General features: G+C 38.5%; 9 protein-coding genes. 8 read left to right on the plus strand and 1 reads right to left on the minus strand.

All coding sequences use genetic code 11. From position 1 onward, the window contains the following. The first annotated feature begins 6 nt into the window (after window positions 1–6). Together ACUNWD_RS09390 and ACUNWD_RS09395 are read left to right on the plus strand one after the other, a co-directional pair. Window positions 7–3,558, plus strand: coding sequence for a CotH kinase family protein (locus ACUNWD_RS09390; RefSeq protein WP_445587540.1), 3,552 nt, complete (start codon window positions 7–9; stop codon window positions 3,556–3,558). 110 nt (window positions 3,559–3,668) lie between these two features. Then, window positions 3,669–7,193: a CotH kinase family protein gene (locus ACUNWD_RS09395; protein ID WP_445587541.1), complete on the plus strand. Its 3,525-nt coding sequence runs from the start codon at window positions 3,669–3,671 to the stop codon at window positions 7,191–7,193. On the opposite strand, the gene hydE is transcribed toward ACUNWD_RS09395, so the two are convergent. Then, the gene (gene hydE / locus ACUNWD_RS09400) at window positions 7,190–8,284 is read right to left on the minus strand and encodes a [FeFe] hydrogenase H-cluster radical SAM maturase HydE (protein ID WP_445587542.1); all 1,095 of its coding nucleotides are present in this window, start codon (window positions 8,282–8,284) and stop codon (window positions 7,190–7,192) included. The genes ACUNWD_RS09395 and hydE overlap by 4 nt on opposite strands. A 118-nt stretch (window positions 8,285–8,402) precedes the next feature. Here hydE and sigZ point away from each other — a divergent pair, with 118 nt between their 5' ends. The 6 genes from sigZ to ACUNWD_RS09430 all read left to right on the plus strand — a co-directional run bounded on the left by sigZ (window position 8,403) and on the right by ACUNWD_RS09430 (window position 13,658). Next, window positions 8,403–8,954 (plus strand): RNA polymerase sigma factor SigZ, encoded by a 552-nt coding sequence (gene sigZ / locus ACUNWD_RS09405; protein WP_445587543.1) that lies wholly within the window; start codon window positions 8,403–8,405, stop codon window positions 8,952–8,954. Window positions 8,955–9,018: 64 nt separating this feature from the next. Then, complete coding sequence (locus ACUNWD_RS09410) at window positions 9,019–9,819, plus strand: arsenite methyltransferase (protein WP_445587544.1); 801 nt, start codon at window positions 9,019–9,021, stop codon at window positions 9,817–9,819. 56 nt (window positions 9,820–9,875) lie between these two features. After that, window positions 9,876–10,331 carry an arsenic resistance N-acetyltransferase ArsN2 gene (gene arsN2, locus ACUNWD_RS09415; RefSeq protein ID WP_445587545.1) on the plus strand — a complete coding sequence of 152 codons (456 nt, stop codon included), beginning with the start codon at window positions 9,876–9,878 and terminating at the stop codon, window positions 10,329–10,331. Between the two features lie 262 nt (window positions 10,332–10,593). Continuing rightward, window positions 10,594–10,848: a TM1266 family iron-only hydrogenase system putative regulator gene (locus ACUNWD_RS09420; protein ID WP_445587546.1), complete on the plus strand. Its 255-nt coding sequence runs from the start codon at window positions 10,594–10,596 to the stop codon at window positions 10,846–10,848. A gap of 3 nt (window positions 10,849–10,851) precedes the next feature. Continuing rightward, on the plus strand, window positions 10,852–12,252 hold the full coding sequence (gene hydG, locus ACUNWD_RS09425; protein ID WP_445587547.1) for a [FeFe] hydrogenase H-cluster radical SAM maturase HydG: 1,401 nt from the start codon (window positions 10,852–10,854) through the stop codon (window positions 12,250–12,252). Window positions 12,253–12,266: 14 nt separating this feature from the next. Further along, a complete protein-coding gene (locus ACUNWD_RS09430) occupies window positions 12,267–13,658 on the plus strand; it encodes an aspartate ammonia-lyase (protein ID WP_445587548.1) in 1,392 nt (463 codons plus the stop codon). The last annotated feature ends 19 nt before the right edge of the window (window positions 13,659–13,677 follow it).

The following is a 13,677-nucleotide window of genomic DNA, read 5'->3' on the forward strand; positions in this document are numbered from 1 at the left end:
CTTAGAATGATACGATCCTGCAAATACGGTTTATTGTTGGGACTGTTTTGTATGCTATTTCAAAATATTTCAGCGCAAAACATTCGCATCAACGAAGTTATGCCTTCGAATTATTCCGTATTGCAGGATGAAGATGGTGATTTTCCTGATTGGATTGAGATCATAAATACCAGTAGTGCATCGATTAACCTTTCCGACTATTATTTATCGGATGATATCAATGATCCAACGCAGTGGCAATTTCCGAACATAATCCTTCCCAGTAAACAATTTGCACTGGTCTTTGCCTCCGGAAAAGACAGAAGTGCAGAAACAAGCTACTGGCACACTTTGATTTCAGAGGGAATAAGTTGGCATTACATTCTGCCAAATTCAACGATTCCAAATTGGTGGTCTATTGATTTCGATGATTCCGAGTGGTTGATTGGTCAATCCGGGTTTGGATATGGAGACTACGATGATCAAACAATCATTGAACCAACGGTCAGCATTTTCATGCGAACGACTTTTGAAATTGAAAATCTAAATGATATTCAAAATGTTTGTTTTCATATCGATTATGATGATGCATTTGTAGCCTTTTTAAACGGAGTTGAAATCGCTCGATCCGGAATTGGAACGACTGGTGACCATCCTGATTATAATACGTTGGCTGACATTCCAAGCGAAGCTTCAATTTATCAAGGCATAAAACCTGATTCGTATTTTATTGAAGATCCTTCGAGTTTCTTGATGTCAGGTCAAAACATATTGGCGGTACAGGTTCATAATTCTGATGCAAGTTCATCAGATTTAACAGCAATCCCATTTCTGTCAATTTTAAAAAGTTCGGAGCCAACATCCCCCCCTCCATCAACAATAGATTTACCAACATACCATCCACATACAAATTTCAAGATTGATGCAGATGGAGATACAGTATACGTTTTCAATTCTACTGGACAAATCGAAGATCAAATTTTGATCGATCAATTTCCAATCAATTTCTCAGTTGGATACAAACCAGATGATTATTCACAATTGTATCATTTCCCCACTCCTACACCAGGTCTGCCAAATACTGGTTCCACCATAAACTTTGATGATAAACTTGTTCCTACTTTTTCTAAAAATGGAGGAATTTATTCTGACGCATTTGAACTATCAATTTCTAGTGAAGATCCTGCTGCTACGATTTATTACACTGTTGATGGTTCGGAACCAACCATGCAATCTTCAACATACAACACACAAATTTTAATTGATCAACCAACTTCAATTAAAGCCAAGATTTTTAAATCGACTGATTCATTTGGACAAACAATTACTCAAAGTTATTATCCTGCAAATGACAGCGATCTACCTATCTTTTTTCTTTCTACTGATCCTGAAAATTTGTGGAATGAAGAAACAGGGATTTACACATTTGGTGAGACTTATGAAACAGAATTTCCGTACCACGGGGCAAATTTTTGGGAAGACTGGGAAAAACCAGTTCATATGGATCTATTTTTTCCCTCTGGTGAACCAGGTTTCAGCATTGATGGAGGATTTAAAATTCATGGTGGGGGTTCGAGGGGATACGAGCAAAAGTCGTTCAATTTATATTCCAGAAGAATATATGGAGATGGGGATATTGAAGCGACGATCTTTGAAGATAAAGACATCGATAAATTTGAATCATTAGTTCTGCGAAACTCAGGTAATGATTGGTTTGGACAAAGACGACCAATTGGATCACTGTTTCGCGATTTATTTATGTCTAAACTTGGGATGAATATGAATATAGACGTTGCAGCAGGAAGACCATGCCAAGTCTACTTAAATGGTGAATTCTGGGGCATTTACAATATTCGTGAAAGACTTGACGAACAGTTTATTATTGACAATCACCGCTATTCAGAGGAAGAATTTGACCTTTTAGAATATAAATATTCAATCATTAATGGTGAATCTGATGGCTATAGAGAGATGCTTAGCTTTTTAGAAAATAATGATATAGCCCAAAATGATAACTATGAGTACCTCAAATCACAGATGGATATCTCTAATTTTATAAGATATCAATCTGCAGAGATATTCTTTGGAAATTGGGATTGGCCTGGAAATAATATCAAATTTTGGAAAAGCCATTCTTTAAAAGGAAAATGGAACTGGATATTACACGATACTGATTTTGGCTATGCCCTCTATGACACTGATAATTTTTTCTATCATAACTCGTTAGTTGCTGCAACAGCCACCGATGGAGACGAGTGGCCCAACCCACCATGGTCAACCTTAATTTTGAGGAATTTACTTGAAAACGAAGAATTCAAGAAAGAATTCATCAATACGTTTGCAGATCATTTAAACACAACGCTTCAGCCTGTTTCAACCAACGCATTAATTGACCATTACAGTTCTCAGATTGAAAATGATATTCCAAAGCAAATTGAGAAATGGGGATCAACTTATGCGGATTGGTTAAGCACGATCGAGCTTATGCATGAGTTCAGTAATCTGCGTCCGGAAATACTCCGTCTATACTATCGGGACTATTTCTCAATTTCACAAAACCAAGAAGTTAATATTTCAATCAGTGGAAGTAATGATGCCGAAGTTTTAGTAAACACAGTTATTATTGATCAATTCCCTTGGGAAGGTGTATATTTCAATCAAATACCGATTGAATTAACGGCTATTGCTCCATCCGGCTATCAGTTTGTTCGTTGGGAAGGTGAATATTCATCAAACGAGGCAAAAATTCAAATCCCAATGGATACGGATGCAGATGTAACCGCTGTTTTCGAGCACACACAACCTGATGTAAATGCTGGAATAATAATCAATGAAATTTCCTACCATGCGTCTCCAGATGCAGACAGCGAAGATTGGGTTGAATTATACAATAATACGACCAGCTATGTCAATCTTTCAAACTGGATAATTAAAGATTCCAACGAAGACAATTATTTCAGATTCCCAATTAATACCATCATGAAACCTGAAAGCTATCTGGTGGTTGCTCGCGATTTAATCGATTTTCCAGAGATTTATTCAGAAGTGAAAAATGTTACCGGGCAATTAGGATTTGGATTTAACAGTGCCGGTGAATGTGTTCGTCTTTTTAATAATATCGGCGAATTGCAGGATGAAGTTTGTTTTTCCAATGAGTACCCATGGCCAACCGGAGCTGATGGGTTGGGCTATACACTTTCATTAAAATCGCCTGATATAGATAATTCACTTGGTTCCAACTGGAATAATTCCCAATATTTACTTGGAAGTCCGGGGTCAGTCAATGATAACATTACAAATACAAAAGTTATTTCAGAGCAAAGCAACACAAAGTTGCTAAATTGTTTTCCGAATCCGTTCAATGACCTGGTATACATTCCAATTATATCAAAGGGGGAAGAACTTCGAATTGACGTAATTAATTTAAATGGCCAGTTAATTGAAACAGTTTTTGAAGGCTACCTTTCAAACGGGACTCATCAATTAAACTGGAACGTGAAAGAAAATAATTCAGGAATGTATCTCATTCGCTTACAATCAAAAAACAGCATACAAATCAAAAAAGTACTTAAACAATAATAGAGCAATCTAATTTGACACTTAATAAAAACCCATATACCAGTTAACTAATCATCTACAAATAACCTGCTTTGAAAAAAACGACGTTCTCCATACTAATCTTTGTCTTCGTGCAACTTGTGCTGCTCAGCTATACTTCTGTTGGGCAAGAATTACATTTTAATGAAGTTATGCCATCAAATGTAACAACCATTTTGGACGAGGATCAGGATTATCCGGATTGGTTTGAACTGTATAATAACAGCGATCACGACATTCAATTGAAAGACTACAGGATCAGTGATGATGAAAACTTTGAGTCAGCATGGATATTTCCAAACTGTCAGATAAAATCAGGTGGTTATGTTTTAATTTATGCTTCTGGCAAAAATAGAAATCCAGATCAAAAATTTTGGGAGACCGTTATCAACCAAGGAGACGAATGGCATTATATTCTACCAAATCAGAATATTAACAATTGGTACAAAAATGAATTTGATGATTCTGACTGGAATATAGGTAAAACGGGGATTGGCTACTCGGATGGTGATGACTCAACAATAATTGCAAGTAATAGCAGTGTTTACCTGAGAGATACTTTTCAGATTGAACATATTGACCAAATAGTTTCTGCCATTTTACACATTGATTATGATGATGGATTTATCGCCTACCTCAACGGTACTGAGATTGCTCGCTCATCAAATATGGGAAGTGCTGGACAGGCTGCGAACTTCGATGACTTCACATCGATTGATCATGAAGCAAAAATGTACCAGGGAGGACTTCCTGAAGAATTTCCAATTAACAATTTCTATGATTTGCTAGTCGAAGGCGAAAACCTATTGGCTATTGAAATTCATAACAGATCCTATGACTCATCAGACATGTCTGCAATACCATTCTTGTCTTTTGAAAGGACGCAAGAGCCCGATGAATACAGGACTGCGGAATTCCTGGATCAAAAAGGAAATTTACACACGAACTTTAAGCTGGATGCTGATGGTGACAGCCTGTTTTTATTCTCACCAAATGGAGCATTAATTGATGAAATGATCATCCCGGTAATTGGACCTGATATATCACTAGGATTCATCAACGACAACTATACAAATATCTATGCATTTGAAGAAGCTACTCCTGGTTTTGCTAATTCTGAAAATGCCTTGATGTTGTCGGACTCAATACCGGTAATTTTCAATTTAGAAAGTGGAATATATGATTCTGAAATTTCTGTTTCACTTTCAACAGATAATACAACAGATACTATTTATTATACAACCAACGGATCTGACCCAACCACAGGATCTCACATTTATACAACTGAAATCGAACTAAATTATCCGGCAACCATAAGAGCACGAGTGCTAAGAAGTGGTGTTCTTCCGGGTGAAATTTACACCAATAGTTATTTTCCAAAGTACAATAAAGATTTACCGGTTGCCTTTTTTTCAACCAATCCCAAAAACCTTTGGGACTATAATGAGGGCATTTATGTAAAGGGGCCAAATGCTCAGGATGGCTATCCATTCTTCAATGCAAATTTTTGGCAAGACTGGGAAAAACCAGCTCACATTGAGTTATATCTGCCTGAAGAAAAACAATCGTTTAGCATCGATGGTGGAATAAAAATATTCGGCAACTACTCCAGAGCTATTGAACAAAAATCACTTGCTGTATTTGCCCGTAAAATGTACGGTGCAGGTTCTATTGATTGCAAATTATTTGAGGATCGTCCTTTTACAAAGTTTGAATCGGTAGTATTTAGAAATAGCGGAAATGACTGGCATGGCACGGGATCTGAAGCAGGATCAATGTTTCGCGATGTAGTAATGACCAAAATCGCCGATAAAATGCAATTAGATATTCAAGCCGGCCGACCTGTTGTGACCTATTTAAATGGACAATATTGGGGAATCCAAAATCTACGGGAAAAAGTCAATGAGCATTTTCTGGCTGCGCATAAAAATGAAGATCCGGAAAAAATGGATATTCTACTCAATAACAGGCAGGTAGTTGAAGGAAGCGCAGAACATTACAACAATATGCAAAATTTGCTGACCAGCACTAATCTTACGCTCGATCAAAATTATCAACAAATTGCCCGATTGATAGATATTCCCAATTTTATAAAATATCAAATAGCACAAATCTTCTTCAACAATAGAGACTGGCCCGGTAATAACATCAAATATTGGAGACCTCAACGGGCAAATGGGAAATGGCGCTGGATTTTATACGATTCCGATTTTGGACTTGGATTGTGGAACTTAAATAAAGCTTACGAAAACAGCATGGTATTTGCGACAAAGCCAGACGGGCCAGGTTGGCCAAATCCACCATGGTCTACCCTACTGCTGCGAAAACTTCTTGAAAATGAAAGTTTCAAAAATGAATTCATTAATACATTTGCAGATCATTTAAATAGTACATTTTTGCCTTCAGATGTAAAATCGATTATTGATTATCAAATTGACTTAATCCAAAATGAAATTGTCAACCATATTAATAAATGGGGAGGCAACTTTAATACATGGGTGAATAACAATAGCAAAATGAAGCAATTTGCAGAAATTCGTCCTGGGATTATGAGGGGGCATTTGGTCGGCTACTTTAATTTGAATGGTCAACAAAGTGTTCAACTTAATATTCAAGGATGTGATTCTGCCACCATTAAGCTAAATACAATTCGAGTAAAGGAATTTCCATGGCAAGGCATTTATTTCAATAATGTGCCAATTAAACTCACTGCGGTTCCTCCTAAAGGTTTCCGATTTAAAGAATGGCAGGGTATTGTTTCTTCGGATCCAACAATTGAGGTCAGTATGAATTCAAACAGAAATATTACAGCAGTATTTGAATCCTATCAACCCGAAGAAAACGAAGGCGTCATCATCAATGAAATTTCATACAATTCGGCTCCCGAAGCCGACAGCAAAGATTGGGTGGAGCTTTATAATAATAGCAACAATTACATCGATATTTCCAACTGGATTTTACAAGATTCGGATGAAGCAAATCATTATACAATTGAAGCAAATACTCTTCTGTCACCACATGAATATTTAGTAGTTGCACGCGACTTGGAAGCTTTTCCAGAGGTATTTCCAATGATCGAAAATGTAATCGGCCAATTGGGTTTTGGCTTTACCAGTGCCGGCGAATGCGTTCGACTGTACAATGAATTTGGGGAATTAGAAGATGAAGTTTGCTATGCTAATGAATATCCCTGGCCAAGTGGAGCAGATGGAGGAGGTTACACTCTTTCACTGAGGTCACCTGAAATGAATAATTCATTGGGAGCAAACTGGATCAATTCTAAATTTTTGTATGGCACGCCTGGAGGAAATAACGATTGGGCAACTGGAATTGAAGCAATAAGCGCTAATTCAAAATCGGAACTGATGAACTGTTATCCGAATCCGTTTTCTGAAACACTATTTATTCCTGTTAACTCAGCTGGTCATGAGAATATTAAGATTGATATCTTGAATCTTAACGGACAAGTCATACAAGAACTCTATAATGATTTAATGCCATTTGGAAATCAAACTATTGAATGGAATTTTAGTAATTACCAATCAGGATTTTATATCATCCGAATGCAAACCGCAGATAATATTCAAATCAAAAAAGTATTGAAAACAACTAATTAGGACTGTTTCACTATTTTGCGATTAAAATAGTGTTTCGAGTCACCCCATTCGCCGTAGGCAACTTTGCTTCCGGCCACTTCAATGCGGGCTTCAAGGCAGTTTCTGCATAGTTCTGCATCTTCGTCCAGGCAAGGTTTGTCTTCGTAAAGCTGGTATTCTTTTCGATAATCGCATGGAGTCAGGTTGGGCATAATCACATTGGCACCTACTTTCAAAGCTTTCTCTCTACCAGCCGGATCAATTGCTTGAAGTGCCGTTGCTGCGGCAATATTAATATCAGGCATTAACAGTCGCAGAATGGCCACCATCCTCAGGGCTAAATCAAAACGTTCCTGCTTACTCGTCAACAATTGTCGATGACCATACAATGGCGTATCCTCGTGCTCGATATATGGCCCCATCCCAACCATGTCAATATCTATTTTTTTGAAGAATAGCAGATCGTCAGCCAGGTTTTCCGTCGTTTGAAATGGCAAGCCAATCATCACACCGGTGCCAACCTGGTAGTCACAGGCTTTCAATAATGAAAGCGCTTCAAGCCTTTTATCAAAGGCATGCAAGGAATCATCTGGATGGATTTTTTGATACAATTCTTTATTAGAACTTTCAATTCTCAAAAGATACCGATGGGCACCGCTTTCACGCCACCGTAAATAGGTTTCTTTCGTTTGCTCTCCGCACGAAAGGGTAACCCCCAATTCATTATTCGAAAGCTCTTTGATTGATTTTAATAACCGATCAACCCGGTCAACAAAAGCTGGCGATGATAACTCGCCCGATTGCAAAACCACTGACCCAAACTGATTTTTGAAGGCAAAATCGCAAGCAGCAAGTATTTCTTCATCACTGGCTTCATATCGCAATACGTTCTTATTGCTCTTCCGTATTCCGCAATAAAAACAATCTTTTGAGCAGATATTTGAAAACTCAATCAACCCACGGAAATAAACTTTATTTCCAACTGTTTCATTTTTCACCTCACTTGCACGATGAAAAAGTTGAGTACGCTCTTCTCCCTCTAATCCCAACAATCGAACTAATTCGTCTCTGCTGAAGGACGATTGTGTCAATATATCTTTTAATGATTTCACGATGCGAAGATAAATAAACCTCTGAATTTATTTTTTCGGTGTTACATCAAAAAATCAATATTAAGTGTATCTGTTTTGCATGTTGACCGTCATTATTAAAAATGATATTTTTAAAACAATGAATACGCATATCAATAAAATTTGGAAAGAATATCACAATCAGCTATTAGCATTTATCAACACGCGAGTGCATGACAACGCTATTGCTGAGGATATTTTGCAGGATGTTTTTGTTAAAACACTTCATAAGATTGATGAACTAAAAGATGAGCAGAAGCTGAAAAGTTGGCTGTTCTCAATAACCCGAAATGCAATAACGGACTATTTCCGAAAGAAGAAAAAAGAGAGTTCGATAGTTGGATACGAAGATTCTGATGACGAATTTGAACAGGAAAACGCCATGAAAAAAGCAGAAGGCTGGATTGGAATTTACATCGATGAATTGCCGGATAATTATAGAAAACCAATAGAACTTTACGAACTCCAAAATAAATCAATTCAGGAAATCGCGGATGAACTGGGCATCACTTATACCAATGCACGCGCTCGAATCCAACGCGGACGGAAAGCGTTGAAAAAAAGTCTGACGGATTGCTGTACTTTTCATGTTGATGTTTACGGAAATGTAATCGATTACTATCCCAACCCTCCAAAATGTGACGGATGTTGAGATACAAACTGTGTCCGTTTCCAGCATTCAACGTCAATAGCATGTAAACTTTAAAATGAAAAACATGAAAACTCAAAATGAAATTAGAGACAAAGTCAGGGAAAGATATAGTGCAATTGCAGAATCCTCCAATTCAGTATTGGCTGGCTGTTGCACACCAAATTCGTCGTCAAATTGCTGCTCCTCTCAGGACGACTTTGATATCGCCTCAATGAAGATAGGCTACTCGTCTGAAGATTTAAAGCTTGTACCAGAGGGCGCCAATTTGGGATTAGGATGCGGAAACCCGCAGGCCATTGCAGCATTGAAAGCAGGTGAAACAGTTGTCGACTTGGGCAGTGGTGCCGGCTTCGATGCTTTTCTTGCAGCGCAACAAGTTGGCAGAAATGGCCTTGTTATTGGTGTAGATATGACCCCGAGCATGATTACCAAAGCGCGAAATAATGCGGAAAAGATCGAAGCCACAAACGTTGAATTCAGACTAGGTGAAGTTGAAAATCTTCCAATTGCAGATTCAACAGCTGATGTGATTATTTCCAACTGCGTCATCAATCTTTCACCAGAAAAGCAAAAGGTTTTCAACGAAGCCTTTCGGGTTCTCAAACCTGGCGGAAGATTGGCCATTTCAGATGTGGTTAGTTTAAAAGAATTACCCGAAAAAGTAAAATCAGATATGGAACTTTATGGTGCCTGCATTTCAGGTGCTTCTTCTATTGAAACAATTACAAAAATGCTGGAGGAAGCAGGTTTTTCGGATATTCGAATCCGACCAAAAGAAGAAAGCAAAGAAGTGATCAAAGACTGGGACCGTGAAAATAATTTCGCTGATTATGTAATTTCGGCTACAATTGAAGCCACAAAATAAAAACACAAATTAGGCCATTCAGACATTAGCAGAATGGCCTTCCCAAATTTCTATAAATGAATTCAGTTGTCTCATTAAATAATTCTGAAATACCAAAAATTAAGAATCTGCTTTCAGAATCCAATTTACCAACTGAGGATTTAGATCATGCTCCCATCCTTTTTTATGGTATAAAACACGATGAAAGCTTGCTGGCTGTTGGCGCATTGGAAACGTATGGAAAGAATGCCATTATCCGGTCGTTTGCGGTTAAAAATGACCAGCAAAATACAGGACTTGGCAAACTGGTTATTTCATTCCTCGAGAATAAAGCTAAGGAATTAGGCACTGAAAAACTTTTTCTCCTTACCACAACTGCCGAATCTTATTTCAGAAAACTTAATTATTTGCCTACAAACCGAAAAACATGCCCCCCTGAAATTCAGGAAAGTTCTGAATTTTCGAACCTTTGTCCCGCGCCTGCCAGTTGTTTAAGCAAAGTCTTATTAACTTCTGAGAAAACAAGCATATAATTTCTCTCAACTTACAACGATGATTTAACTAAAAACCAAAGAGAAATATTCTTAAGAAAGTTACTCGAATCCAGACATTCATCACGATTATGTGAGCAAAGTATTTTATCTTTGCAAAAAACCTGCGGGAAGGTCAACCGACTGACTTCAAGGGAAACATACGATTGTTGCTTGATCAATGAATAATCATGATTTGAAGGATTGATTTTCATTTGCAATTGCCTCATCTATACTTTCCTCTTTCCCGCAAAAACAAAAAATCATGAACACTGACAAACGTCTTGGATTTGTAGGAATTATCATTGAAGATCGTCAGCTCTGCTCGCATCAGGTAAACGATATTCTAAGTGATCATTCCGATCTCATACTAGCCAGAACTGGCATTCCCAATGTAAAAGGAAATACATCAATCATCACGCTAGTGGTTGACAGTACAACAGACGATTTGGGCAAACTAACCGGAAGGTTGGGAGCGATTAAGGGTGTTCATGTAAAATCAGGCTTGTCAAAAAAATAGAAAATGGAAACCATCATCAACAATACGTTTATCAACGAAGGACAAATCAGTGACATTCTCCAAAAATACAGTAAGCCTGATCAGGCACAAGTAAAAGACGTAATTACAAAAGCCCAGGAATTAAAAGGTCTTAATCTGGAAGATGTTGCCGTGTTAACAGGTATCAACGATCCGTTACAACTGCATGAGCTTTTTGAAACAGCCAATTTCATCAAGGATACCATTTATGGGAACAGGCTCGTAATTTTTGCCCCACTTTACATTTCGAATTTATGTGCCAACGAATGCACCTATTGCGCATTCCGGGCAAAAAATAAAGGCATCACCCGAAAGGTTCTAAATCAGGAGGAAATCGCGAATGAAACTATTGCACTAATCAACCAGGGACATAAACGGTTACTCATGGTTGCCGGGGAAGCCTATCCCAAACAAGGTTTTCAGTATGTATTGGAATCCATTCGCACCCTCTATGAATCGAAAACAGACAAAGGCAACATTCGCAGGGTTAATGTAAATATTGCCCCCCTTTCAACTGAAGAGTTCCGCCAATTGAAAAATGAAAACATTGGAACTTACCAGATTTTCCAGGAAACTTATCACCGCGAAACTTATTCAAAGGTTCATCTCGGAGGTAAGAAACGTGATTACAATTGGCGAATCAGCTCCCTTCACCGGGCAATGGAAGCTGGAATTGACGACGTGGGAATTGGAGTCCTATTTGGATTATTTGATTACCGCTTCGAGTTGTTAGCCATGATGCAACACATCAATGAACTGGAGAAAGTATTTGGTGTTGGACCACACACAATCAGTGTTCCGAGGCTGGAACCTGCGACAGGATCCGACATTGCCTCTCACCCACCCTTCGCAGTTTCTGATTTGGAATTTCGCAAGATTGTAGCCATCCTGCGCCTGGCCGTTCCTTACACAGGAATTATCATGTCAACGCGTGAAACAGCACAAATGCGCAGAGACACATTTGCGTTGGGAGTATCACAAATCTCAGCAGGCAGCCGTACCAATCCGGGTGGTTATGAAGACGAAATTGAAAATGAAATTGATGGCCAGTTTAGCTTGGGTGACCACCGACCTTTAGATGAAGTAATTCGCGACGTGGCAGGCATGGGTTATGTTCCTTCTTTTTGCACAGGATGCTATCGTTTAGGACGCACCGGACAGGATTTTATGGACTTGGCAAAACCAGGCGCTATCAAATCGCACTGCGGCCCCAATGCCCTTTCAAGCTTTATGGAATATTTGAATGATTATGCTTCTTCCGAAACTAAAAAAGTAGGAACTGAATTAATTGAAAAAACAATCAAGGAGTTGGAAGGTCTGCCTAAAGATCGTGCAAGAAAACTCGTTGATCGGGTAATCAATGGTCAAAAAGACGTATTCTGCTAACCAATATTCTACCTATGAAAACCCGCACTGAAACTGATTCAATTGGCCCCAAAGAAATTCCTGCAGATGCTTTTTATGGAATCCATACTGCTAGAGCTCTGGAAAATTTTCAAATTAACAATCATTCAATTCATCCGGAATTAATCCATGCATATGGTTGGGTGAAACTGGCTTGTTTTCATGTAAACCGTGAGTTGGGCTATTTTAAAGAAGATGCAAAAGGCATCGCCATTGAACAAGCTTGTACCGAAGTGGCAAATGGAGCGCACAACCAACATTTTAAAATTGATGCGCTTCAGGGAGGAGCAGGTACTTCGACCAATATGAATGTGAATGAAGTAATTGCTAATCGGGCGCTGGAAATTCTCGGTGAAGAGAAAGGCAACTACCAACTGATTTCTCCATTAGATGACATCAACCTTCACCAATCCACCAACGATACATACCCAACAGCTTTAAAGCTGGCTACCATTAATTTATTGAGGCAACTGGAGCAAACTGTATTGGAATTACAGGAAGCTTTTCAGAAAAAGGAAAAAGAGTTTTCACATATTGTAAAGATTGGACGTACTCAATTACAAGATGCTATTTTAACTACACTAGGCCGAGAAATGGCTGCATATGCTGAAGCCTTTAATCGCGACAGATGGCGGATTTATAAGTGTGAAGAACGCCTGCGAGTAATTAATCTAGGAGGAACTGCCATTGGAAGTGGATTAGCTGCACCTCGTCAATACATTTTCAAGGTTACTGACAAATTACGTGAACTCACAGGATTTGGATTGGCTCGGGCTGAAAACTTGATGGAGAACACGCAAAATACGGATGTTTTTGTTGAAGTTTCAGGAATCCTGAAAGCATGCGCCTCTAACCTTATAAAGGTATCGAACGATTTGCGACTCATGTCAAGTGGCCCCGCTGCCGGATTAGGCGAAATCAACCTGCCAGCGATGCAGTCTGGGTCATCCATTATGCCGGGAAAGGTGAATCCGGTAATTCCCGAGGCTGTGATCCAGTCCGCTATGTTGGTTTCCAGCTATGACCAAACGATTTTTCAGGCATCATCCTCCGGCAATCTGGAGTTAAACGCCTTTCTCCCATTAATTGCACATGCATTGCTGGAAAGTATATCAATCCTATCAAACGCTTGTAAAAATCTAACAAGTAAATGTGTACATGGAATAACTGCCAACGAGCATAAATGTCGTGATCAGGTTTTAAACTCAACTGCAATAATAACTGCTCTTATTCCTGTTTTGGGATATGAAAAATGTGAGCATATTCTAAACCAGTCAAAAACGGATGAACAATCCATCAAGGAAATTATTCTTCAACATAAGTATTTAGGTGAAAATCAATTCGAACAGCTTATATCCCCAGAATCTGTCAATAAGTTAGGCTTTTAACAATTTATTTCATTTTATT

This window comes from Sunxiuqinia sp. A32 (assembly GCF_052690465.1).

Coding starts and splice junctions, on each gene's coding strand:
- ACUNWD_RS09390 (WP_445587540.1), top strand. CDS start 7: ATGATACGATCCTGCAAATACGGTTTATTGTTGGGACTGTTTTGTATG.
- sigZ (WP_445587543.1), top strand. CDS start 8,403: ATGAATACGCATATCAATAAAATTTGGAAAGAATATCACAATCAGCTA.
- ACUNWD_RS09410 (WP_445587544.1), top strand. CDS start 9,019: ATGAAAACTCAAAATGAAATTAGAGACAAAGTCAGGGAAAGATATAGT.
- arsN2 (WP_445587545.1), top strand. CDS start 9,876: ATGAATTCAGTTGTCTCATTAAATAATTCTGAAATACCAAAAATTAAG.
- ACUNWD_RS09420 (WP_445587546.1), top strand. CDS start 10,594: ATGAACACTGACAAACGTCTTGGATTTGTAGGAATTATCATTGAAGAT.
- hydG (WP_445587547.1), top strand. CDS start 10,852: ATGGAAACCATCATCAACAATACGTTTATCAACGAAGGACAAATCAGT.
- ACUNWD_RS09430 (WP_445587548.1), top strand. CDS start 12,267: ATGAAAACCCGCACTGAAACTGATTCAATTGGCCCCAAAGAAATTCCT.